Source organism: Cellulosimicrobium funkei (assembly GCF_900155925.1).
Classification (GTDB): Bacteria; Actinomycetota; Actinomycetes; order Actinomycetales; family Cellulomonadaceae; genus Cellulosimicrobium; species Cellulosimicrobium funkei.
Genome location: NZ_FTMI01000006.1, coordinates 198740 through 221674, shown reverse-complemented (window position 1 = coordinate 221674; position 22935 = coordinate 198740). Strand labels below are relative to the sequence as shown.

At 73.7% G+C, this 22935-nt stretch carries 21 protein-coding genes and 1 tRNA gene; 2 read left to right on the top strand and 20 right to left on the bottom strand.

Going from position 1 to position 22935, the window contains the following annotated elements; translation table 11 throughout:
• Positions 1-57: 57 nt before the first annotated feature.
• The 19 genes from atpD to argS all read right to left on the bottom strand — a co-directional run bounded on the left by atpD (position 58) and on the right by argS (position 21285).
• Entirely contained in the window at positions 58-1539 is a 1482-nt protein-coding gene (atpD, locus tag BXA05_RS15825) for a F0F1 ATP synthase subunit beta (protein WP_021480886.1), read from the bottom strand.
• 91 nt (positions 1540-1630) lie between these two features.
• On the bottom strand, positions 1631-2527 hold the full coding sequence (locus BXA05_RS15820) for a F0F1 ATP synthase subunit gamma (RefSeq protein ID WP_021480884.1): 897 nt from the start codon (positions 2525-2527) through the stop codon (positions 1631-1633).
• A gap of 2 nt (positions 2528-2529) precedes the next feature.
• Entirely contained in the window at positions 2530-4161 is a 1632-nt protein-coding gene (gene atpA, locus BXA05_RS15815) for a F0F1 ATP synthase subunit alpha (protein WP_034653508.1), read from the bottom strand.
• 109 nt (positions 4162-4270) lie between these two features.
• Positions 4271-5086: a F0F1 ATP synthase subunit delta gene (locus tag BXA05_RS15810; protein ID WP_076405994.1), complete on the bottom strand. Its 816-nt coding sequence runs from the start codon at positions 5084-5086 to the stop codon at positions 4271-4273.
• A complete protein-coding gene (locus BXA05_RS15805; RefSeq protein ID WP_061268775.1) occupies positions 5086-5694 on the bottom strand; it encodes a F0F1 ATP synthase subunit B in 609 nt (202 codons plus the stop codon). Before BXA05_RS15805 ends, BXA05_RS15810 begins: the two co-directional genes overlap by 1 nt.
• A complete protein-coding gene (locus tag BXA05_RS15800; protein WP_021482769.1) occupies positions 5694-5924 on the bottom strand; it encodes an ATP synthase F0 subunit C in 231 nt (76 codons plus the stop codon). The genes BXA05_RS15805 and BXA05_RS15800 overlap by 1 nt, the downstream gene beginning before the upstream one ends.
• Positions 5925-6028: 104 nt before the next feature.
• Complete coding sequence (gene atpB, locus BXA05_RS15795; protein ID WP_021482770.1) at positions 6029-6823, bottom strand: F0F1 ATP synthase subunit A; 795 nt, start codon at positions 6821-6823, stop codon at positions 6029-6031.
• A gap of 238 nt (positions 6824-7061) precedes the next feature.
• The gene (locus tag BXA05_RS15790; protein ID WP_240949296.1) at positions 7062-7601 is read right to left on the bottom strand and encodes a Cg1360 family ATP-synthase-associated protein; all 540 of its coding nucleotides are present in this window, start codon (positions 7599-7601) and stop codon (positions 7062-7064) included.
• On the bottom strand, positions 7598-8854 hold the full coding sequence (locus BXA05_RS15785; RefSeq protein WP_082774708.1) for a glycosyltransferase family 4 protein: 1257 nt from the start codon (positions 8852-8854) through the stop codon (positions 7598-7600). The genes BXA05_RS15790 and BXA05_RS15785 overlap by 4 nt, the downstream gene beginning before the upstream one ends.
• Positions 8851-9621 (bottom strand): L-threonylcarbamoyladenylate synthase, encoded by a 771-nt coding sequence (locus tag BXA05_RS15780; RefSeq protein ID WP_076405991.1) that lies wholly within the window; start codon positions 9619-9621, stop codon positions 8851-8853. The genes BXA05_RS15785 and BXA05_RS15780 overlap by 4 nt, the downstream gene beginning before the upstream one ends.
• Positions 9618-10637: a peptide chain release factor N(5)-glutamine methyltransferase gene (gene prmC / locus BXA05_RS15775; RefSeq protein ID WP_083711942.1), complete on the bottom strand. Its 1020-nt coding sequence runs from the start codon at positions 10635-10637 to the stop codon at positions 9618-9620. Before prmC ends, BXA05_RS15780 begins: the two co-directional genes overlap by 4 nt.
• 1 nt (position 10638) lies before the next feature.
• Positions 10639-11742: a peptide chain release factor 1 gene (prfA, locus tag BXA05_RS15770; protein WP_076405989.1), complete on the bottom strand. Its 1104-nt coding sequence runs from the start codon at positions 11740-11742 to the stop codon at positions 10639-10641.
• A gap of 202 nt (positions 11743-11944) precedes the next feature.
• On the bottom strand, positions 11945-12163 hold the full coding sequence (gene rpmE, locus BXA05_RS15765) for a 50S ribosomal protein L31 (protein ID WP_021483241.1): 219 nt from the start codon (positions 12161-12163) through the stop codon (positions 11945-11947).
• Between the two features lie 164 nt (positions 12164-12327).
• Complete coding sequence (rho, locus tag BXA05_RS15760) at positions 12328-14436, bottom strand: transcription termination factor Rho (RefSeq protein WP_076405987.1); 2109 nt, start codon at positions 14434-14436, stop codon at positions 12328-12330.
• Positions 14437-14685: 249 nt separating this feature from the next.
• Positions 14686-15615 carry a homoserine kinase gene (gene thrB, locus BXA05_RS15755; RefSeq protein WP_076405986.1) on the bottom strand — a complete coding sequence of 310 codons (930 nt, stop codon included), beginning with the start codon at positions 15613-15615 and terminating at the stop codon, positions 14686-14688.
• Positions 15615-16718, bottom strand: a complete 1104-nt coding sequence (gene thrC / locus BXA05_RS15750; RefSeq protein ID WP_076405984.1) for a threonine synthase — start codon at positions 16716-16718, stop codon at positions 15615-15617. The genes thrB and thrC overlap by 1 nt, the downstream gene beginning before the upstream one ends.
• Complete coding sequence (locus BXA05_RS15745) at positions 16718-18055, bottom strand: homoserine dehydrogenase (protein WP_076405982.1); 1338 nt, start codon at positions 18053-18055, stop codon at positions 16718-16720. Before BXA05_RS15745 ends, thrC begins: the two co-directional genes overlap by 1 nt.
• A gap of 159 nt (positions 18056-18214) precedes the next feature.
• On the bottom strand, positions 18215-19603 hold the full coding sequence (lysA, locus tag BXA05_RS15740; protein ID WP_076405980.1) for a diaminopimelate decarboxylase: 1389 nt from the start codon (positions 19601-19603) through the stop codon (positions 18215-18217).
• Positions 19600-21285 carry an arginine--tRNA ligase gene (gene argS / locus BXA05_RS15735; RefSeq protein ID WP_076405978.1) on the bottom strand — a complete coding sequence of 562 codons (1686 nt, stop codon included), beginning with the start codon at positions 21283-21285 and terminating at the stop codon, positions 19600-19602. Before argS ends, lysA begins: the two co-directional genes overlap by 4 nt.
• Before the next feature lie 227 nt (positions 21286-21512).
• Between argS and BXA05_RS15730 the strand changes: the two genes are divergently transcribed.
• Together BXA05_RS15730 and BXA05_RS15725 are read left to right on the top strand one after the other, a co-directional pair.
• Positions 21513-21585: transfer RNA gene (locus BXA05_RS15730), tRNA-Arg, on the top strand.
• Positions 21586-21696: 111 nt separating this feature from the next.
• Positions 21697-22329, top strand: coding sequence for a CYTH domain-containing protein (locus tag BXA05_RS15725; RefSeq protein WP_034655122.1), 633 nt, complete (start codon positions 21697-21699; stop codon positions 22327-22329).
• Between the two features lie 38 nt (positions 22330-22367).
• Here BXA05_RS15725 and BXA05_RS15720 read toward each other — a convergent pair whose 3' ends face one another.
• Positions 22368-22931, bottom strand: coding sequence for a hypothetical protein (locus BXA05_RS15720; RefSeq protein WP_076405976.1), 564 nt, complete (start codon positions 22929-22931; stop codon positions 22368-22370).
• Positions 22932-22935: the final 4 nt, after the last annotated feature.

Genomic DNA, 22935 nt, shown 5'->3' with positions numbered 1-22935 from the left:
TCGGGAGCGACGCCCACGGGGCCGGACCGTACGGCCCGGCCCCGTGCGAGCGTCGGGTCAGGCGCCGTACTCCTTCTGGATGCGGGCCCAGTTGCGCTCGAGGTCCTCGAGGCCACCGATGTTGTAGAAGGCCTGCTCGGAGATGTGGTCGAACTCGCCGTCGGCGATCTTCTTGAACGCCTCGATGGTCTCGCTCAGCGGGACCGTCGAGCCCACGACGCCGGTGAACTTCTCGGCCATGTAGGTGTTCTGGGAGAGGAACTGCTGGATGCGGCGCGCACGCGCGACGACCGTCTTGTCCTCCTCCGAGAGCTCGTCCACACCGAGGATCGCGATGATGTCCTGGAGCTCCTTGTTGCGCTGCAGGATCGACTTCACGCGCGTCGCGACGTCGTAGTGCTCCTGGCCCACGTAGCGCGGGTCGAGGATGCGGCTCGTCGAGGCGAGCGGGTCCACCGCGGGGTACAGACCGCGCGAGGCGATCTCGCGGGAGAGCTCGGTCGTCGCGTCGAGGTGCGCGAACGTCGTCGCCGGCGCCGGGTCGGTGTAGTCGTCCGCCGGGACGTAGATCGCCTGGAGCGACGTGATCGAGTGACCACGCGTCGAGGTGATGCGCTCCTGGAGCAGACCCATCTCGTCGGCGAGGTTCGGCTGGTAGCCGACCGCGGACGGCATGCGCCCGAGCAGCGTCGACACCTCGGAACCCGCCTGCGTGAAGCGGAAGATGTTGTCGATGAACAGGAGGACGTCCTGCTTCTTCACGTCGCGGAAGTACTCCGCCATGGTCAGCGCGGAGAGCGCGACGCGAAGACGCGTGCCCGGGGGCTCGTCCATCTGGCCGAAGACGAGGGCGGTCTTGTCGAAGACGCCCGCGTCCTCCATCTCGTGGATGAGGTCGTTGCCCTCACGCGTGCGCTCACCGACGCCGGCGAACACCGAGACACCGCCGTGGTCCTGCGCGACGCGCTGGATCATCTCCTGGATGAGGACCGTCTTGCCGACGCCCGCACCACCGAAGAGGCCGATCTTGCCACCCTGCACGTACGGGGTGAGGAGGTCGATGACCTTGATGCCCGTCTCGAACATCGTGGTCTTCGACTCGAGCTGGTCGAACGCCGGGGGCTTGCGGTGGATCGGCCAGCGCTCGGTGATCTCGATCGTCTCGCCGGGCTCGGCGTTGAGGACGTCGCCCGTGACGTTGAAGACCTTGCCCTTGGTGACGTCGCCGACGGGGACGCTGATCGGGGCGCCCGTGTCGGTGACCTGCGCGCCGCGGACGAGGCCGTCCGTCGGCTTGAGGGCGATCGCACGGATGAGCGAGTCGCCCAGGTGCTGGGCGACCTCGAGCGTGAGCGTGAACGACTTCTCGCCCTCGCCCTGCGACGACAGGTCGATGTCGACGGTCAGCGCGTTGTAGATGTCGGGGATGGCGTCCGCCGGGAACTCGATGTCCACGACGGGGCCGATCACACGAGCGACTCGGCCCACGCCGGGACCGCTGGAGTGCTCGACCTGTGCTTCCACGGTGGTGGCGGTCATTGCTGGCCTCGCTTCGCAGTGCCGGAGTGGTCCCCGGCGGGTTCGGTCAGGATGTCGGTGATGGTGCTGGCCGCGCGGGCCTCGCGGCCCGTCATGACGCCGCCAGGGCGTCGGCACCCGAGACGATCTCGCTGATCTCCTGGGTGATGTCCGCCTGGCGCGCCTGGTTCGCGAGCCGCGTGTAGTTGCGGATGAGGTCCTCCGCGTTGTCCGTCGCGGTGTGCATCGCCCGCTGCCGCGCCGCGAGCTCGGACGCCGCCGCCTCGAGGAGGCAGCTGAAGATCCGGCTGCGGACGTAGCGCGGGAGCAGCGCGTCGAGCACCGCCTCCGGCGAGGGCTCGAAGTCGTACAGCGGGAGCACGTCGTGCTTGCCGGCGGGGGCGACGCCCTCGACGACCTCGAGCGGGAGCATCCGCACGACGCGGGGGCGCTGCGTGACCATGTTGACGAACTGCGTGTAGACGATGTGCAGCTCGCTCACGCCGCCCTCGGCGGCCGGCGCGAGGAACGCACCGAGCAGGGTCTCGGCGATCTCGCCCGCGACCTCCGCGTTCGGGGCGTCCGACCCGTACGACCACGTGCCCGCGAGCTCGCGCCCGCGGAACGTGTAGTACTGGATCGCCCGACGGCCGGCCGCGTAGAGCGCGACCTCCTTGCCCTCGGCGGCGAGCCGCTCCACGAGGCGCTCCGTCTCGCGGATGATCGACGCCGAGTAGGCGCCGGCCATGCCGCGGTCGGACGCGACGACGAGCACCGCGACACGGTTGGTGTCCGTGCGCTCGCTCGTCAGCGGGTGCTGCGTCGTCGTGTGCGTCGCGACGGCCGACACCGCCCGGGTGATCGCCCGGGCGTACGGCGCCGCGGCCGCGGTGCGGTCGCGGGCCTTGCCGATGCGCGACGCGGCGATGAGCTCCTGCGCGCGGAACATCTTCTTGAGCGACTGCGTCGACTTGATCCGCTGCTTGTAGACGCGCTGGGATCCGGCCATGCTCAGGCCCTCTTCTGCCGGACGATCTGCTCCTGCTCGATCTCCGTCTCGGTCTCGTCCTCGGTGTCGCCGCCGACGAGCGGCGTGCCGTCACCCTTGAGGAAGCCGGCACGGAAGGCGTCGACCGCCTCCGAGAGCTGCGCCTCGGTCGCGTCCTCGAGCTTGCCCGTCTCGACGATCGTCGAGAAGACGTCCGTGTTGCGGCGCAGGTGGTCGAGCATCTCGGACTCGAAGCGGCGCACGTCCTCGACGGGGACGTCGTCGAGCTTGCCCTTGGTGCCGGCCCAGATCGACGCGACCTGCTCCTCGACCGGGAACGGCGAGTACTGGCCCTGCTTGAGCAGCTCCATGAGGACCGCACCCCGCTGGAGCTGGCCGCGCGACGCCGCGTCGAGGTCGGACGCGAACATCGCGAACGCCTCGAGCGAGCGGTACTGCGCGAGCTCGAGCTTCAGCGTGCCCGAGACCTTCTTCATCGCCTTGACCTGGGCGTCACCACCGACGCGGGACACCGAGATGCCGACGTCGACGGCCGGACGCTGGTCCGCGTTGAAGAGGTCGGACTGGAGGAAGATCTGCCCGTCCGTGATGGAGATGACGTTCGTCGGGATGTACGCCGAGACGTCGTTCGCCTTCGTCTCGATGACCGGCAGACCCGTCATCGAGCCCGCGCCCAGCTCGTCCGAGAGCTTCGCGCAACGCTCGAGGAGGCGGGAGTGCAGGTAGAAGACGTCACCGGGGTACGCCTCGCGGCCCGGCGGGCGGCGCAGCAGCAGCGACACGGCGCGGTACGCCTCGGCCTGCTTCGACAGGTCGTCGAACACGATGAGGACGTGCTTGCCGCCGTACATCCAGTGCTGGCCGATGGCCGAGCCGGTGTAGGGGGCGAGGTACTTGAAGCCAGCCGGGTCGGACGCCGGGGCCGCGACGATCGTCGTGTACTCGAGCGCGCCGGCCTCCTCGAGGGCGCCGCGGACCGACGCGATCGTCGAGCCCTTCTGGCCGATGGCGACGTAGATGCAGCGGACCTGCTTGGTCGGGTCGCCCGACTCCCAGTTCGCCTTCTGGTTGATGATCGTGTCGATCGCGATCGCCGTCTTGCCCGTCTGGCGGTCACCGATGATCAGCTGACGCTGACCGCGGCCGATCGGGATCATCGAGTCGATCGCCTTGAGGCCCGTCTGGAGGGGCTCGTGGACCGACTTGCGCGCCATGACGCCGGGCGCCTGGAGCTCGAGGGCGCGGCGGCCCTCCGTCGCGACCTCGCCGAGGCCGTCGATCGGGTTGCCCAGCGGGTCGACGACGCGACCGAGGTAGCCGTCACCGACCGGGACGGAGAGGACCTCGCCCGTGCGACGGACCTCCTGCCCCTCCTCGATGCCGGTGAACTCGCCGAGCACGACGACACCGATCTCGCGGACGTCGAGGTTGAGGGCGAGACCGAGGGTCCCGTCCTCGAAGCGCAGCAGCTCGTTGGCCATCGCGCCCGGGAGACCCTCGACCTGGGCGATGCCGTCGGCGGCCAGGGTGACCCGGCCCACCTCCTCGGACACGGCGCCCTCGGGCTCGTAGGACTTCACGAAGCTGTCCAGAGCGGCCCGGATCTCCTCCGGCCGGATCGTCAGCTCAGCCATTGCTCTTCTCCTGTCGTGGCCGCACCTCGTGGTTCGGGTGCGGTCGAACGTTTGTCGGTTGTGCGGCCGGTGGCCGGCAGGACGGTCGTCGGTCGGAAGGGTGGGCCGGTCAGCTCACGAGACGTCGGCGCGCGTCGGCCAGCCGGGCCAGCACCGTGGAGTCCACGACGTCGGCACCGACCTGGACGCGCATCCCGCCGAGGACGGCGGGGTCGACCGTGACGTTGAGCTGCACGGCGCGCCCGTAGGCCCGCTCGAGCAGCGCCGAGAGGCGGTCGAGCTGTGCCTGCGTGAGCACCGTCGCCGACGTCACGGAGGCGACGAGCCGCTGCCGACGCTCGGCCGCGACCTCACCGATCCAGCCCAGCGTCGGGACGAACCGGCGCCCGCGCAGCGCGCGCGTCGCGTGGACCGCGAGCACCTCGGTCGCACGGTCGGCCTTCCCGCCCAGCAGCGCGTGCACGAAGGCGGCGCGACGCTCGGGGTCGATCGTGTCGTCGGAGAGGATCTGCCGTGCCTCGCGCTGCCCGACGAGCGCGCGCGACGTCCGGAAGAGCTCGTCCTCGACCTGCTCGAGCGCACCACGGGACTGGGCGGACGCGAGGACCGCCTCCAGGCCGAGGCGCTCGGTCGCGTCCGCGAGGTCGCTCTCGCGCGACCACCGCGACCGGACGAGGCCGGCCATGAGGTCGACGACGCGCTCGTCGAAGCCCGACGCGAGGACGGCCGTGATCAGCGCCGCCTTGTCCGCACCGGAGCGGGACGGGTCCGCGAGCGAGCGCCGCAGCGGCGCCGACTCGTCGAGCGCCGCCGTGACCGCGAAGAGCTGCTCGCCGAGCGCGAGCGCGCTCTCGCCCGCCGAGCGCAGGACCGGCTCGAACCGGTCCCGCGCCTGCGTCAGGGACTCGCCGCTCGTTCCGCGCATCAGCGCTCCTCGGTGCCGGGACCGGTGCCCGCCGCGCTCGCCGCCGCGGGACCCGCGGCCTCGAGCTCGTCGAGGAAGCGGTCGACGACACGGCTCTGGCGTGCCGAGTCGGCGAGCGACTCGCCCACGATCTTGGAGGCGAGCTCCGTCGCGAGCAGACCGACGTCGTTGCGCAGCGAGACCGCGGCCTGCTGGCGCTCGGCCTCGATCTGGCGGTGCGCCGTCTCGACGATGCGCGCGGCGTCGTCGGACGCCTTGGCCCGCAGGTCGGAGACGATCGCCGAGCCCTCGGCGCGCGCCTCCTCACGGATCTTCGCCGCCTCGGTGCGTGCCTCCTGGAGCTGCTGGTGGTACTCCGCCAGCGCCGCCGCGGCCTCGGCCTGGGCGGACTCCGCCTTGGCCAGACCGCCCTCGATCTTCGCGGTGCGCTCGTCCAGTACCGCCTGGAACTTCGGCAGGACCGCCTTGTAGAAGACGACCGCGATGATGACGAGGACGACGGCCGACCACAGGATGTCGTAGCCGGCGGGGAGGAACAGGTCGATGCCTGCCGGCTCCTCGCCGGACTCCGCCGCGAGGGTCAGCGCGGCGTCAGCCAGCGCCGTCATCACTGGAAGAGGAAGCCGGCGACGAGCCCGAGCAGCGCGAGCAGCTCGACGAACGCGACACCGAGGAACATGGTGGCGCGGAGCTGGCCGGCGACCTCAGGCTGGCGGGCCATGCCCTCGACGGTCTTGCCGATGAGGATGCCGAGGCCGATGCCCGGGCCGATCGCGGCGATGCCGTAACCGATCGTGTTGATGCTGCCGGAGACCTCGGCGAGGGTGGTGACGTCCACGTGTGCTCGTTCCTTCCGTTGGGCGCCCGACCGGTCGGCCGGGCGTCACATTGAGTGGTGCGTGGTGGGAGAGGGTCGGTCGGGGCGCGCGGTGCGGCCTCGGGTCAGTGCTCCTCTTCGAGCGCGATGTTCAGGTACACCGACGCGAGGAGCGCGAAGATGTAGGCCTGCAGGGCCGCGACGAGGAGCTCGAAGAGCGTGAAGATCAGCCCGCCGGCGAGCGTCAGGACGCCGAAGGCCTTCATCGCGGGGACCGCCTCGAAGACGAAGTACTGCGTCGCGGCGAAGCACAGGACCAGCATGATGTGGCCCGCGACCATGTTCGCGACGAGACGGATCGCGAGCGAGGCCGGCCGGATGATGAGGATCTGGAGCAGCTCGATCGGGGTGACGATCAGGTAGATCGGCGCCGGGATCCCCGGGGGGAAGAGGCTGTTCTTGAGGTAGCCGCCGAGGCCGTGCGCCTTGATGCCCACGGCCCAGTAGGTGACGAGCACCCACAGCGCGAGCAGGAAGGGCAGGCCCATGCGGGCGGTACCGGCCATGTTGAGGCCGGGGATGATGCCCGTGAGGTTGAAGGCGAGGACCGCGAAGAAGATCGTCGTGATCATCGGCACGAAGCGCTTGGCGTGCTCCTTGCCCATGATCTCCTCGACGATCTGGACCCGGACGAAGTCCAGCATCATCTCGATCGCGTTCTGGAAGCGCCCGGGGACCAGGCGCGCCCGACGCGCGGCGACGACGAAGATCGCGAGAAGGACGATCGTGGCCACGATCCGGACGATCCAGATCCGGTCGATCTGGAAGATGGTGCCCTCGAAGAGGATCGCCGGCGGGAAGAAGTCGGCGATGGACGGCGCGTGGAAGCCACCTTCGCTCTCGGATGCAGCGAGGAGCACGGGGGTCGCAAGCGTGGACAGGGTGGACTCCCAATGGTCGTGTGGTCCGGGCAGCCGTCACCCGTGGGTGGGCACGCCGTCGGACCTGGCCGTCATGGATTCGCCAGTAGCCTAACGTATGGATCCGCGTGCTCTCGCCGTTCCCGGCCGCTTGTGACATTTTGCTCATGCTGCGGGACGAGGGTCCCTCCCCCCGCGCGGCGGCCCCGTGGTACGTCGGCGGCGCGCCGGTGGTACGTCAGCGCGCCGCGGGGTCGACGTACGGGATCCGTCCCCTGCTCACGGCCCGGTAGTCGAGCGCGGCGGAGCCGACCACGCCGACGAGCAGCACCCCGGCGAACACCCACCGGTCGTAGAAGTCCATGCCACGCAGCACGACGAGGACGGCGATGAGCACCACCATCTTGCCGAGCCAGCTCGCCATGACGACCGCGGCCGTGGTCGTCGGGCTGGAGTCGACGGTGCGCAGCATCGTCCAGACCGTGGTCGCGGAGAAGATCAGGGCGACGCCCACGCCCAGGAGCGCGCCCCAGACGCCCGGCAGCCCCGCGACGAGCGCACCGACGGCGACGCCGAGCACGGTCAGCGCGCCGAGCAGCACCAGCACGTCGCGCAGGGCGGTGCGGAACACCGCACGCACGGCGCGGCCGTGCGCGCCGATCGTCTGCTCGACGGCGCCCTCGGTCGCCGCGCTGCCCGACCTGTCTTCCGTCGCGCCCTCCGGCCTGGCGTCCGGTCCGTGGTCCGGGCGGGCGGGCTCGGGCTGGCTCGTCGTCATCTCAGGGCTTCCTTCGGCGGGGTGGGGACGGCGGACGACGCGGCCGGGTCGCTGGACCCGGGCGCGGAGGAGGTGGGGGGCGCGAGCACCGGCGGGACGTCGACCGCCGCGGCGGCGTCGTCGTCGAGGAAGCGCCCGCGCGTGCGCAGCGGTCCGAGCGTGAGGAGCGCCGCGGCGACGACGGCCGCCGTGAGCCCTGCGGCGACGCCGTGCCAGTGCCACTGGACCAGCGCGACGGCGGCGAACGCGAACACGGCCGTCCACACGTAGAGGATGAGCACGGCGCGCCGGTGCGAGTGCCCGATCGCGAGCATCCGGTGGTGCAGGTGCATGCGGTCCGGGTGGAACGGGGACTTGCCGCGCGCGACGCGGCGCACGACCGCCATGGCCATGTCGAGCAGCGGCAGGAGGATCACCGCGAGCGGCAGGAGGAGCGGGATGAACGCCGGGATCTGCTGCGCCCCGGAGAGGGTGGTCGTGTCGACCCGGCCCGTCACGACGATGGCCGCGGCGGAGAACACGAGGCCGAGGACCATCGAGCCCGAGTCCCCCATGAAGATCCTGGCTGGATGGAAGTTGTGCGGCAGGAACCCGACGCAGATGCCGACGAGGGCGGCGATGACGAGGGTCGCGAGGCTCGAGTAGTCGTCGGCGCTCGCCTTCTGGGTGAGCACGTACGAGTACAGGAAGAACGCGGCGCCGCCGATCGCGACGAGGCCGGCCGCGAGGCCGTCGAGGCCGTCCACGAAGTTCACGGCGTTCATGGCCACCACGACCACGAGGATCGTGGCGACGAGCTGGAGGCGCGAGGACCAGATGAGCTGCTGCTCCCCGATGGGGATGGGCAGCGTGAACAGCACGACGCCCTGGCTCGCCATGAGGCCCGCCGCGAGCACCTGGCCCGCGAGCTTGGTCATCCAGTCGAGGTCCCAGATGTCGTCGGCGATGCCGAGCAGGCAGACGATCGCCGCGGCGCCGACGATCCCCCAGATCCGGGCGTCGGCGACCATCCGTCCCGCGACCTCGCCGACGAACACGCTCTCGAGGAAGGGCATCTGCGACGCGAAGACGACCGCCACGACCAGCCCGAGCAGCATCGCGAGACCGCCGAGCCGGGGGGTGGGGATGGTGTGGACGTCGCGGTCGCGCACCGCCGTGATGGCGCCCGTGCGCAGCGCGACCCAGCGCGCGAAGGGTGTCGCGAGGAACGTCACCGCGGCGGCGACGAGCATCACGAGCAGGTAGACCCTCACCCGCCGTTCGCCTCCGGCTCCCCGGCGTCGCCGGAGCCTCGGGTCGCGGCGGGCGCTGTGGAGCTCGCCGCCTCGGCGGGCGCCGTCTCCGGCGCCTCCGGGGCGGCTTCCGGCGCGGGCTCGTCGTCGGGGCCGAGGACGGGCGCGACCTCGCGCAGCTGCTCGAGCGTCACGGCCCCCTGCCGCACGACGCGCAGCGCGCCGGACGTCGCGTCGACGATCGTGGACGCCACTCCCCCGGGCGCCGTCCCGCCGTCGAGGTAGACGCCGACGGCGCTGCCGAGCTGCTCGCGCGCGTCGTCGACGTGCAGCGCCGCGGGGCGGCCCGTCGCGTTCGCGGACGACACGGCGAGGGGCCCGGTGCGGCGCAGGAGCGCGAGCGCGGCCGGGTGGTCGGGCATGCGCAGCGCGACCGTGCCGTGCGTCTCGCCGAGGTCCCACGCGAGCGACGGCTGGGCCTGCAGGATGATCGTGAACCCGCCGGGCCAGAACGCCTCGACGAGACGGCGGGCGTCGTCGGGCACGTCGGTGGCGAGGCCGTCGAGCGTGCGCGCGTCGGGGACGAGGACCGGGGGCGGCATGTGCCGGCCGCGGCCCTTCGCGGCGAGCAGCGCGGACACCGCCTCGGCGTCGAACGCGTCGGCGCCGATGCCGTAGACGGTGTCGGTGGGCAGCACGACGAGGCCACCGCGAGCGATCGCGTTGACCGCCTCGTCGATGCCGGCGCCCCAGGTGTTCGGGTCGGTCACGGGGTGGACGGAGCTCACGGGTCCATCCTTCCACGCCCGTGCGGCGACCCCGGGTCACCGGCCGCACCGGCTCGTCGTGCCACGACCATGCGGTCGCGGCCCGTGAGGTCCGTCAGGGTGCGCACCTCGACGAACGCGTCCGCGGCGCGGGCGGCCGCGCGCACGTCGGCGGCCTGCACCTCCGCGTGCTCCATGACGAACAGGCCGCCGGGCCGCAGCAGGCGCACGGCGGCGCGCACGACGGCGCGCGGCACCTCCAGCCCGTCGGCGCCGCGCCCGTAGAGCGCGAGGTCGGGGTCGTGGTCGCGGACCTCGGGGTCGACCGGCACCGCGTCCGGCGGGATGTACGGCGGGTTCGACACGACGACGTCGACCGTCCCGTCGAGCTCGGCGAGCAGGGCCGGGTCGCCCACGTCGCCGACGAGCGTGCGCTGGGTGCCCGACCCCACGCGCGCGGCGTTCGCCGTCGTCGCGCGGACGGCGTCGGGCGAGAGGTCGACCGCGACGACGCGCGAGCCCGGGACCTCGACGTCGACGCTGATCCCGATGACGCCCGACCCGCAGCACAGGTCCACGACGAGCGGCGGCCGGTCCGCGCGCGCCGGGTCCCCGAGGAGCCGTGCCGCCTCGTCGACCGCGACCTGCGCGACCGTCTCCGTCTCCGGGCGGGGTACGAAGACGTCGTCGAGCACCTCGACCGTGACGTGGCGGAACACCGTGTGCCCGACGATGCGCTGGAGCGGCTCGCGGCCCCGTCGGCGCTCCACCGCGCCCGCGTAGTCGGCGAGGAAGCGGTCGGTCGCGCCCGCCGGGAGCGCGGGGGCGAGCGGGGCGTCGCCCGCGGGGAGCCGGTACCACTCGAGGCGCGGCAGGCCGAGGCTCCAGGCCGCGAGGGCCTCCGCGTCGTGGCGCGCGGACGGGACGCCGGCCTCCACGAGGATCCCCTCGGCGGCCCGCACCGCGCGCCGCAGGTCGTCCGCGGTGAGCGCGGCGGGGCCGGCGGGCACGGAGCGCTCGGTGCGCGCGTCGCCCATCTCAGGCCTCGCCCGCGGCGGCGAGCCGGGCCGCCTCGTCCGCCTCCACCGCCGAGCGCACGACGGGGTCGAGGTCGCCGTCGAGCACCTGGTCGAGGTTGTACGCCTTGTACCCGGTGCGGTGGTCCGCGATGCGGTTCTCCGGGAAGTTGTACGTGCGGATGCGCTCGGAGCGGTCGACCGTCCGCACCTGGGAGCGGCGCAGGTCCGCCGCCTCCGCGGCGGCCGCCTCCTGCTGCGCGGCGAGCAGGCGCGCGCGCAGCACGCGCATCGCCTGCTCCCGGTTCTGGAGCTGCGACTTCTCGTTCTGCATCGACACGACGATCCCCGTCGGCAGGTGCGTGATCCGCACCGCCGAGTCGGTAGTGTTGACCGACTGCCCGCCCGGGCCCGACGAGCGGTAGACGTCGATCCGCAGGTCGTTCGGGTCGATCTCGACCTCGCCCGCGTCCTCGACCTCGGGGAACACGAGCACCCCGGCGGCCGACGTGTGGATGCGGCCCTGCGACTCCGTCACGGGCACGCGCTGGACGCGGTGCACGCCGCCCTCGTACTTGAGGTTGGCCCAGACGCCCTCGGCCGGGTCGGACGGCGTGCTGCGCGCCTTCACCGCGACCTGGACGTCCTTGTAGCCGCCGAGGTCGGAGTCGGTCGACTCGAGGACCTCCGTCTTCCAGCCGCGGCGCTCGGCGTACCGCAGGTACATGCGCAGCAGGTCGCCGGCGAACAGGGCCGACTCCTCGCCGCCCTCGCCCGCCTTGATCTCGAGGATGACGTCGCGGCCGTCGTCGGGGTCGCGCGGGACGAGCACGCGGCGCAGGCGCTCGCGCGCCTCCTCCTCGGTGGCGCGCAGGCCCGGGAGCTCGGCGGCGAACGCGTCGCCGTCGTCGCCGCCCAGCGCGGCGAGCTCGGCCGCGGCCTCGGCGTCGTCGCTCGCCTCGCGCCACGCCCGGTACGCGCCCACGACCTGGTTCAGCTCGGCGTAGCGCCGCCCGAGCGTGCGGGCGCGGCCCGCGTCGGCGTGGACGGCCGGGTCGGCGAGCTGCGCCTCGATCTCGGCGTGCTCGGCCAGCAACGGCACGACGGCGGCGAACGACTCGGTCACGGACGGCTCCTCGGGCGGTACGGCGGTGCGGGACGGCGGTCGCGGCGCGGCGCGCGGGCGCCGGGCGTGCGGTCGCACGCGGGCGCGTCACCGGGTCCGGCGCTCCGGCCGACCCCCGACAACGCGACAGCGCCGGTGGTCCGAGCGCACCGACTGCCCCTGGAGAGGTTGTCGGGCTCGGACCACCGGCGCTGCGGTGCTGCTACTTGTCGGCGTCCTTCTTGCCGTAGCGCGCCTGGAAGCGGGCCACGCGGCCACCGGTGTCGAGGATCTTCTGCTTGCCCGTGTAGAACGGGTGGCAGGCGCTGCAGACGTCGGAGCTGATCTTGCCCGACGCCTCGGTGCTGCGCGTCACGAACGTGTTCCCGCAGGTGCACGTCACCTCGGTGACGACGTACTCGGGGTGGATACCAGACTTCACGGTTTTCTCCTTGGGGTGACGTCTCCGGGTCAGGTGCGGCTACCGCACCTGTGAACCGGCGACAGGCGGCCTGACGAGCGCAGGCCGACGAACCATTGTGCCAGAACGCGCGGGGGCCCCGAGAACTTCCCGGGGCCACCCGCCGTCGGCGACCGGGCGACGCGTCAGATCGTGCGGCCGACGTTGTCGTCGTCGGCCAGCCCGCCGGGCGTCGTCTTCTGGACGTGCAGCAGGAACTCGACGTTCGTCTGCGTCTTCTTGAGCTGGCCGAGCAGCAGCTCGATCGCCTGCTGCTGGTCGAGGGCGCCCATGACGCGGCGGAGCTTGTAGATGATCTTCAGCTCGTCCTGCGACATGAGGATCTCCTCGCGGCGCGTGCCGGACGCGTTGACGTCCACGGCCGGGAAGATGCGCTTGTCCGCGAGGTTGCGGGACAGGCGGAGCTCCATGTTCCCCGTGCCCTTGAACTCCTCGAAGATGACCTCGTCCATCTTCGAGCCCGTCTCAACGAGCGCCGAGGCGAGGATCGTCAGGGAGCCGCCGTTCTCGATGTTGCGCGCCGCGCCGAAGAACCGCTTCGGCGGGTAGAGCGCGGACGCGTCCACACCACCGGACAGGATGCGGCCCGAGGCCGGTGCCGCGAGGTTGTACGCGCGCGACAGGCGGGTGAGCGAGTCGAGGAGCACCACGACGTCCTGACCGAGCTCGACCAGGCGCTTCGCGCGCTCGATCGCGAGCTCGGCGACGATCGTGTGGTCCGACGCGGGGCGGTCGAACGTCGAGGCGATGACCTCGCCGCGGACCGTCCGCTCCATGTCGGTCACCTCTTCGGGCCGCTCGTCCACGAGCACCACCATGAGGTGGACCTCGGGGTTGTTCGCGGCGATCGCGTTGGCGATCTGCTGCATGATGATCGTCTTGCCGGCCTTGGGCGGCGCGACGATGAGACCGCGCTGGCCCTTGCCGATCGGCGCGACGATGTCGATGACGCGCGGCGTGAGACGCGTGGCCTCGGAGTTCTCGAGGCGCAGACGCTCCTGCGGGTACAGCGGCGTGAGCCGGTTGAACTCCGGACGCTCGCGCGCCTCCTCGGGCGACATGCCGTTGACCGTGTCCAGGCGGACGAGCGCGTTGAACTTCTGGCGCGCGGTGTTGCCCTGGTTCTCGCCCTCGCGCGGCTGGCGCACGGCGCCCGTCACGGCGTCGCCGCGGCGCAGCCCGGCCTTCTTCACCTGGCCGAGCGACACGTAGACGTCGTTGTTGCCCGGCAGGTAGCCGCTGGTGCGGACGAACGCGTAGTTGTCGAGGATGTCGAGGATGCCCGCGACGGGGAGCAGGACGTCGTCCTCGTTGACCTCGATGTCGTCGAGGCCCGAGAGGTCCGGTCCCTGGCGGTTGCGGCCACGCTTGCGGTCGCGGTCGCGACCACGGTCGCGGCCCCGACGGCGGCGCCCGCCGCGCTCGTCGTCCAGGAGCTGGCGGTCGTCACGGCGGTCGCCCTGACGCTCGCCCCGGCCCTGCTGGCCGGACTGCTTCTCCGGCTGCTGCTCGCGCTGGCGCTCGCCGCCCTGCCCGTCGCGCTGGCGGTCGGCGCGCGGCGCGTCGCCGTCGCCCTCGCCCGTGCGCGGGGCACCGGCACCGCGGCCCGCACGACGCGAGCCGCGCTCGCCCGTGACCAGGCCGACGGCGGCCGCGGCGCGCGCAGCACGCTCGTCGGGCGACTCGTTCGCGATGTCGCGCGTGCGCACGCCCTCGCCGAGGGCCTCGGCGACCGCGGCCGCGGCCTCCGAGCGCGCGTCGCGGCGGCCGTCGCGGCGCTCGCCGCGCTGCTCCGTGCGCTGCTCGTCGGCGCGCACCGGGAGGTCGAGCACGGGAGCGGCGGTGCGCTCCTCGCGGCTCGCGGCCGACGGCGCGTCCTGACGCGTCGCCGGGGAGTCGGTGCCGGCCGCGGGGCTCGCCGCGGGCCGCTCGGCGCGACGGCTGCGGCCGCGCCCCGAGGCGACGGGCGCCTCGGTCGTCTCACGCGACGCGGCGGGCGCCGCGTCCGTGTCGCGCCGCGACGCGGCGGGGCGCTCGGAGGCGCCCTGCTCGCCCGTGCGGGCGCGGATGACGTCCACGAGATCGCCCTTGCGCATCTTGGACGTGCCCTTGACCCCGAGCTGCGAGGCGAGCGCCTGCAGCTCCGGGAGGCGCAGGGTGGAGAGCGCGCCGTTCCGGGCGGTACCGCCGGCAGCGGTCGCGCTGCTCGTGGCGGTGTCGATGGTGTCTGTCACGAAGGACCCTTCCCCCTCGTTTGCGTCCGTCTCTCAGAGGGCGGACCGCGGGTGGTCGACGCCCGGCCGTGACGGCCGGCGCGCAGGTGTCACCACGCGTCAGTGGTACGACGACGTCATCTGACGCGGGCTGGATTGCCTTCTCTCGGACGGGCTCTGTCGCGGCACTTCCGCGCTGGAGAACGCTCGACTGCTGATGCGAGAGGGTGACCGAAGGCTGAGGCCATCCTAGCACCGGCAGGACAGCGGTCAGAGCCGTTCGGCGACGACCCCGCGCGTGTCGACGTCGAGGCGGCGTACCGACCAGTCCGCGCTCCCCCCGACGAGCTCGTCCGCGACGCCCGCGACCTCGTCGAGGCGCTCCGCCGCAGCCAGGACGAGGACCGTGGGGCCGGCACCCGACACCGTCGCCGCGAGCCCCCGTGCCCGCAGCGCGCGGACGAGCTCGGACGTCGTCGGCATGACGCCGGCACGGTACCCCTGGTGGAGCCGGTCGTCGGTCGCGTCGAGGAGCAGGTCGGGGCGTCGCGTGAGCGCCTCGACCAGCAGGGCGGACCGACCCACGTTGAACGCCGCGTCGGCGTGCGGCACGTGCGCCGGGAGCACCCCGCGCGCGCGGCTCGTCGCGAGCCGCGCCGAGGGGACCAGCACCGTCGCCCGCAGGTCGGGGTGCACGTCGAGCCGGACGGCACGCGCCCCGGCCCCGGGCGTCCCGCTCTCCCACGCGACGGTCGCGCCGCCGAGCAGCGCGGGCGCCGCGTTGTCCGGGTGGCCCTCGATCGCGGTCGCGAGGCCGAGCGCGACGTCGTCGTCGAGGACCGACGGGTCGGCGACGAGCGCGCGCGCCGCCACGATGCCCGCGACGACGGCCGCGGCGGACGAGCCGAGGCCCCGCCCGTGCGGGACGCGGTTGACGCACGTCAGGTGCAGGCCCGTCTGCGGCGCACCCGCCACGTCGAGCGCGGCCCGCAGGGCCCGCACCACCAGGTGGGACTCGTCGCCGGGCACCTCTCCGGCGCCCTCGCCCTCGACGTCGACCACGACGTCGTCGCTCGCGAGCGCGCGCACCTCGAGCACGTCGTGCAGCGCGAGCGCGAGGCCCAGCGCGTCGAAGCCGGGGCCGAGGTTCGCGCTCGTCGCGGGGACGCGCACCCGTACGTGGTCCGCGCCGAGCTGCATCAGTCGAGCCCGAGGGCGTCGGCGATGGACACGACGTCGGCGGTCACGCGCGTCGGCTCGACCTCGGTGCCGTCGAGCGTGCGCAGAGCCCACTGCGGGTCCTTGAGCCCGTGACCGGTGACCGTGACGACGATCCGCGCGCCCGCGGGCACGAGCCCGCGCTCGGCGCGCGCGAGGATCCCGGCGACGCCGGCGGCCGACGCGGGCTCGACGAACACGCCGACCTCGCTCGACAGGACGCGGTGCGCCGCGAGGATCTGCTCGTCGGAGACGGCCTCGATGACGCCGCCCGACTCGTCGCGCGCGGCCTCGGCGAGCTCCCACGACGCGGGGTTGCCGATGCGGATGGCGGTCGCGACGGTCTCGGGCTCCGTGATCGGGTGGCCCGCGACGATCGGCGCGGCGCCCGCCGCCTGGAAGCCCCACATCTGCGGCGTGCGCGTCGCGACGGCCGGCAGGCCCTCCCCCGCGTGCCCGGCGGCGCCCTGGCCCGCGTACTCGCGGAAGCCCTTCCAGTACGCGGTGATGTTCCCCGCGTTGCCGACGGGCAGCGCGTGGATGTCCGGGGCGTCGCCGAGCGCGTCGACGATCTCGAACGCGCCCGTCTTCTGGCCCTCGATGCGGTCGGGGTTGACCGAGTTCACGAGCTCGACCGGGTACGCCTCGGCGAGCTTGCGCGCCGCGACGAGGCAGTCGTCGAAGTTGCCGTCGACCTGGAGCAGCCGCGCGCCGTGCGCGATCGCCTGGCTCAGCTTGCCCATCGCGATCTTGCCGTCCGGGACGAGCACCGCGCACGTCATCCCCGCGCGCACCGCGTAGGCGGCCGCCGACGCCGACGTGTTGCCCGTGGACGCGCACACGACCGCCTGCGCGCCGCGCCCCGCGGCCGCCGAGATCGCCGTCGTCATGCCGCGGTCCTTGAACGACCCCGTGGGGTTCATGCCCTCGACCTTGACGAACACCTGCGCGCCCGTGCGCGCGGAGAGCGCCGGTGCCTCGACGAGCGGCGTGCCGCCCTCGCCGAGCGTGACGATCCGCTCGGCGACGTGCGCCGGCAGCCGGTCGCGGTACTCGGAGATGATGCCTCTCCACTGGTGGGCCATCAGGCTCCCTCGACTCTCAGGACGGACGTGATCGTGCGGACGGGCTCGAGCTCGGCGACCGCCGCGACGGTGGCCGACAGCGCCGACTCGGGCGCCGCGTGCGTGGTGATGAGGAGCTCCGCGACGCCGGGCTCGGCGACGTCGGCAGCGCCGCGCGCCGTCGGCTGGCGGACCGCCTCGATGGACACGCCGTGCTCGGCGAGCGCGTGCGCGACCTGCGCGAGCACGCCGGGGCGGTCCTCGACGTCGAGCCGCACCTGGTAGCGCGTGACCGCGGCGCTCGCCGGGAGGATCGGGAGCTCGGCGTACGTGGACTCCTGCGGCCCCTTGCCCCCCAGCACGCGGTGGCGGGCGGCGGAGACGACGTCGCCCAGGACGGCGGACGCCGTCGGGGCGCCGCCCGCGCCGCGCCCGTAGAACATGAGCTCGCCCGCGGACTCGGCCTCGACGAACACGGCGTTGAACGAGCCGCGCACGTTCGCGAGCGGGTGCGAGGTCGGCACGAGCGCCGGGTGCACGCGCACGGACACGCCCGCCTCCCCGGTCGCGCCGCCGTCGCGCCGCTCGGCGATGGCGAGCAGCTTGATGACGTGGCCCGTCTGCGCGGCCCACGCGACGTCGTCTGCCGTGACGGCGAGGATGCCCTCGCGCGCGACGTCGTCGAGCGACACGCGCGTGTGGAACGCGAGGCTCGCGAGGATCGCCGCCTTCGCCGCGGCGTCGTACCCCTCGACGTCGGCCGTCGGGTCGGCCTCCGCGTAGCCGAGGACCTGGGCCTCCCGGACGGCCTCGTCGAGGCCCCGGCCCGTCGTGGCCATCTGGTCGAGCACGTAGTTGGTCGTCCCGTTGACGATGCCGAGCACGCGGCGCACGCGGTCGCCCGCGAGCGACTCGCGCACCGGGCGCACGATCGGGATGGCGCCCGCGACGGCGGCCTCGAAGTAGATGTCCACGCCGGCGGCGTCGGCCGCCTTGTAGAGCGTGGGGCCGTCCTCGGCGAGGAGGGCCTTGTTCGCAGTCACGACGGCGGCGCCCGCCTCGATCGCGCGCAGCAGCAACGACCTCGCGGGCTCGGTGCCGCCCATCACCTCGACGACGATGTCCGCGCGCTCGACGAGGCTCGCCGCGTCCTCCGTGAGCAGCGACCGGTCCACCGCGGCGTCGCGCGGGGCGGACGCGTCGCGAACCGCGATCCCGACGAGCTCCAGGGGCGCACCGACCCGGGACGCGAGGTCGTCGGCCTGCTCCGTGAGCAGCCGCGCGACCTGGGTGCCGACGACGCCGCACCCCAGCAGGGCGACGCGCAGGGGCGGGTGGGACTCGGCGGCAGACGGCACGACGGACCTTCCTCGGGTGGTCAGGACGGGTGCGGCGCCGGGCGCGGCCCGGGTCGTGCCCGGGTGGCTCGGGAGCCGCAGGCACAGGATACGGCGACGCGCGCGCCCGCCCCGGGCGTGCCCACAGGTCGGATGCCGACCTGTGGACGCGCCGTCGGGTCAGCCCTCGTCGAGCGCCAGCAGGTCCTCGACGGTCTCGCGCCGCACGAGCACGCGGCTCGCGCCGTCGTGCACGGCGACCACGGGAGGACGCGTCAGCAGGTTGTAGTTCGACGCCATCGAGCGGCCGTAGGCCCCCGTGGCGGGCACCGCGAGCAGGTCGCCCGCGCGCACGTCCCCGGGGAGCTGCACCTCGTGGACGACGATGTCGCCGCTCTCGCAGTGCTTGCCCACGACGCGCGCGAGCACGGGCCCGGCCTCGGACGCCCGGCCGACGACCTCGGCGTGGTACTGCGCCGCGTAGAGCGCGGGACGGATGTTGTCGCTCATGCCGCCGTCCACCGACACGTACGTGCGCACGCGCCCGTCGTCGAGGGCCACGGGCTTCACCGTGCCGACCGTGTAGAGCGTGAGGCCGGCCGGCCCGACGATCGCGCGCCCCGGCTCGATCGAGAACCGCGGCAGCGGCGTGCCGAGCTCCGCGGCCACCGCCTCGACCGCGCGCGCGACGTCCTTCGCGACGCGCTCCGGGTCGAGCGCGACGTCGCCCGGGAGGTACGCGATGCCGTAGCCACCGCCGATGTCGACCTCGTCGACGAGGACGCCGGAGCGGGCCGCGAGCCGCGCCCGCAGCTCCAGCACGGCGCGCGCCGCGACCTCGAAACCCGAGGGGTCGAGGATCTGGGACCCGATGTGCGAGTGGATCCCGAGCAGGTGCAGCTCGGGGCGGGCGACGACGTCGAGCAGCGCCGTCATCGCCGGGGAGTCGCCGGCCGCGCCGCCGTCCGTGGGCCGCGGCGCCGCGATCGACAGCCCGAACTTCTGGTCCTCGTGCGCGGTCGAGATGTACTCGTGCCCGCCCGCGTGGACGCCCGTCGTCACGCGGACCATGACGGGCGCGACCACGCCGCGCTCGCTCGCGAGCCGCGCGACGCGCTCGACCTCGACGAGCGAGTCGACGATGATCCGGCCCACGCCCTCGTCGAGCGCCCGGCCGATCTCGGCGTCGGACTTGTTGTTGCCGTGCAGGCCGATCTCCGGGCCGGGGACGCCCGCGCGCAGCGCGACGGCGAGCTCTCCCCCGCTCGCGGTGTCGACGCGCAGGCCCTCCTCGCGCGCCCAGCGCGCGACGGCCACGGTGAGCAGCGCCTTGCCCGCGTAGTACACGTCGACGTCCGAGCCGACGGCGCGGAACGCCGTCTCGAACGCCGTCCGGTACGCGCGCGCCCGGGCGCGGAAGTCCGCCTCGTCGAGCACGTACGCGGGCGTCCCGTGCTCCGCCACGAGGTCGTGGACGTCGACGCCCGCGACCTCGACCACGCCGTCGTCCCGGCGCCGCACGCCGCGCGACCACGGCTCGCCGGGGTGTCCCGGCAGGCCCGTGCTCACATGCGCTCCGGCGCGCTCACGCCGAGCAGCCCCAGGCCGTTGGCGAGGACCTGGCGCACCGCGTCGTTGAGCCACAGGCGCGTGCGGTGCGTGTCCGTGACCTCCTCGTCCGGGTACGGCAGCACGCGCTGCGACTTCTGCTGGTACCACGTGTGGTAGTCGCCGGCCAGGGCCTCGAGGTAGCGCGCGACGCGGTGCGGCTCGCGCAGCTCGGCCGCCTGGGCGACGATGCGCGGGAACTCGGTGAGACGCCCGACGAGCGCCGCCTCGCTCGGGTGGTCGAGCAGCGCGGGCTCGAACCCGTCGGCCCGCGCGACGCCGCGGTCGGCCGCGTTGCGGTCCACCGCCGCGGTGCGCGAGTGCGCGTACTGCACGTAGTAGACGGGGTTCTCGTTCGTCGCCCGCGCGAGCAGGTCGAGGTCGAGGTCGATGTTCTGGTCCGCGGACGAGCGCGCGAGCGAGTAGCGCGCGGCGTCGACCCCGACGGCGTCCACCAGGTCCTCCAGCGTCACGACCGTCCCGGCGCGCTTCGACATGCGCACGGGCTGGCCGTCCTTGACGAGGTTGACCATCTGCCCGATGAGGAGCTGCAGGTTCTTCCCCGGGGTGTCGCCGAAGGCCGCGCAGACCGCCATCATGCGGCCGACGTACCCGTGGTGGTCGGCGCCGAGCATGATGATGACCTCGTCGAAGCCGCGCTCGCGCTTGTCGAGGTAGTAGGCGATGTCGCCCGCGATGTAGGCCGCCTCGCCGTCGGACTTGATGACGACGCGGTCCTTGTCGTCGCCGAAGTCGGTCGTGCGCAGCCAGGTCGCGCCGTCCTTCTCGAACATGTGACCGGACGCGCGCAGGCGCTCGACGGCGCGCTCGACGGCGCCCGACTCGTGCAGCGAGTCCTCGTGGAAGTAGACGTCGAAGTCGACGCCGAAGTCGTGCAGCGACGCCTTGATCTCGCCGAACATGCGCTCGACGCCGCGCGCGCGGAAGACCTCCTGCGCCTCGGCGTCCGGGAGCGTGCGCGGGTCGGGGTCGCCCGCGGCGACGGCGTCGGCGACGACCGCGTCGGCGATCTCGGTGACGTACTCGCCGCCGTACCCGTCCTCCGGCGCCTCCAGGCCGCGCGAGCGCGCGAGCAGCGAGCGCGCGAAGCGGTCGATCTGGGCCCCGTGGTCGTTGAAGTAGTACTCCCGCGTCACGTCCGCGCCGCTCGCCTCGAGCACGCGCGCGAGCGAGTCGCCGACGGCGGCCCAGCGGACGCCGCCGATGTGGATGGGCCCGGTCGGGTTCGCGGAGACGAACTCGAGGTTGACCTTCTTGCCCGCCTCGGAGTCGCCGCGCCCGTACGCCGGGCCGGCCTCGACGATCGTGCGCGCGAGCTCGCCCGCGGCGGCCGCGTCGAGCGAGATGTTGAGGAAGCCGGGGCCGGCGACGTCCACGGCCCGGATGCCCGGGTGCGCGGCGAGGCGGCGCGCGAGGTCCTCGGCGAGCGCGCGCGGCGTCGTGCCCGCCTTCTTCGCGAGCTGCAGCGCGACGTTCGTGGCCCAGTCGCCGTGCTCGCGCTGGCGGGGTCGCTCCACGTGGACGCGCTCGGGGACCGCGGTCGGGTCCAGGGCGAGGGTGCCGTCGGCGACGGCGGCGGCCAGGGCAGCGCTCAGCGCTTCGGAGAGCTCGTCGGGGGTCACCGGGCGATTCTACCGAGGCGCGGGGGTCGTCCGTCGCGCCATTTCGCCGCCGCCCGTCCCGCCGCGCCGACGGCCGGGTCCGCTCCCCCGCGTCTCCGCGCCAAGCCGGAACGCCGGGGAAGTGCACCCGGTCGGCGCACCCGGTCGGCAGCCGGCCGCGCCGGGTCCGCGCACCCCCTGCGGGCTGGTAGTCTCGTGCATCGCGTCGGCGGTCACCGTCGGCGCTCGCCCTCGTAGCTCAGTGGATAGAGCGTCTGCCTCCGGAGCAGAAGGTCGTAGGTTCGAATCCTATCGAGGGCACCCGATCCGCTCCGACGAGCCCGGCCCGCCTCGCGCGGCCGGGCTCGCACCGTCTCCGGGCCCGCTGCGCGAGGTCCGCCACGACCCGCGCGCTCCCGCTACGGTGGGGCCATGACCGACGGCGGCTACGGGGACTTCGAGTTCGAGCGCCGGTTCCTCGTGCGCGAGCTGCCCGAGGACCTGCGCGACGCGCCCGCGCTCATCGTGCAGAGCTACTACCTGGCCGACGAGGGCTACGCGCTGCGGCTGCGCGCCAAGGTGCCCACGGTCGACGCGACGATGGACGCCACGACCGACCCGGTCCGGCTCCTCGACCGCTACGCCCCCGCCGTCGACCTGTGCACGCTCACCGTCAAGGGTCCGATGGCCGGCGGCACGCGCTACGAGGCGGAGCGCGAGGTCGACGTGGCGGTGGGCGTCCAGATGATCCGCCGCGGCGGTGCGCGCGTCGTCAAGACCCGCTACTCCGTGTGGGTCGGGGCCGACGGCTGGGTCGTCGACGTGTTCGGCGGGGCGAACCACCCCCTCGTCGTCGCGGAGTGCGAGCGGACCGGTCCCGTCACGGACCTGCAGATCCCCGCGTTCTGCGTCACCGAGCTCACGGACGACCCCCGGTTCTCCAACGACGCGCTCGCGGGCCGCCCCTACGGCGCGTGGCGCGAGGAGTTCGAGGCCGAGCTCGCCGCGTCCGGCCCGCGGTTCCTCCAGGACTTCGGCCGCAACGAGCGGCTCTCCGGCCCGTAGGCACCGCGCGGGCACGCGCCCGGACGCGGGCCCTCGGGTCAGCGCAGCGCGTCCGCCGCGGCGCACACCGCGGCGACGTCGAACCGGACCGTGCGCCCGTCGACCGGCACCCACCCGGGCTCGTGCCCGAACAGGACCGCCCACGGCAGCGCGCCGGGCGACACGTGCTCGCGCGCCCGGTCGTGCGCGCGCGCCTCCGCGACCTCGCGCTCGACGGCGTCCTCCAGCGCGACGAGGTCGGCCCGCACCGCGTCGCCCTTCTCCGTGAGCCGGCGCGACCGCCCCGCCTCCAGGTAGCCGTCATGGCGGGCGCTGCGCACGACCTGGCGCGCGGCGTCGTGCACCCGGTGGCGCAGGGCGTCGTCGGCCGGGTCGAGCGCGACGCGCGCGCCCTCGCCCGCCGTCCCGCCGAAGAGGGTCGACAGCGCGAGGTGCTCGCGCTCGGAGGCACGCGACGCGTCGAGGAGGACGAGGACGGGAGGCTCGCCGGGCGCCGTCGGCTCCACGCGGACGAGGCCGCCCACGGCGAGGCTCAGCACCTGCGCGGCGAGCGCGTGCTCGGGACGGCGCAGGACGACCGCGGCGAGGAGCAGGTCGGCCACGGTC

What these genes read in the sequence shown, in the direction of transcription:
- atpD (WP_021480886.1), bottom strand. Translation starts at nt 1,539, where the DNA reads ATGACCGCCACCACCGTGGAAGCACAGGTCGAGCACTCCAGCGGTCCC.
- BXA05_RS15820 (WP_021480884.1), bottom strand. Translation starts at nt 2,527, where the DNA reads ATGGCCGGATCCCAGCGCGTCTACAAGCAGCGGATCAAGTCGACGCAG.
- atpA (WP_034653508.1), bottom strand. Translation starts at nt 4,161, where the DNA reads ATGGCTGAGCTGACGATCCGGCCGGAGGAGATCCGGGCCGCTCTGGAC.
- BXA05_RS15810 (WP_076405994.1), bottom strand. Translation starts at nt 5,086, where the DNA reads ATGCGCGGAACGAGCGGCGAGTCCCTGACGCAGGCGCGGGACCGGTTC.
- BXA05_RS15805 (WP_061268775.1), bottom strand. Translation starts at nt 5,694, where the DNA reads ATGACGGCGCTGGCTGACGCCGCGCTGACCCTCGCGGCGGAGTCCGGC.
- BXA05_RS15790 (WP_240949296.1), bottom strand. Translation starts at nt 7,601, where the DNA reads ATGACGACGAGCCAGCCCGAGCCCGCCCGCCCGGACCACGGACCGGAC.
- prmC (WP_083711942.1), bottom strand. Translation starts at nt 10,637, where the DNA reads ATGGGCGACGCGCGCACCGAGCGCTCCGTGCCCGCCGGCCCCGCCGCG.
- thrB (WP_076405986.1), bottom strand. Translation starts at nt 15,615, where the DNA reads ATGCAGCTCGGCGCGGACCACGTACGGGTGCGCGTCCCCGCGACGAGC.
- thrC (WP_076405984.1), bottom strand. Translation starts at nt 16,718, where the DNA reads ATGGCCCACCAGTGGAGAGGCATCATCTCCGAGTACCGCGACCGGCTG.
- BXA05_RS15725 (WP_034655122.1), top strand. Translation starts at nt 21,697, where the DNA reads ATGACCGACGGCGGCTACGGGGACTTCGAGTTCGAGCGCCGGTTCCTC.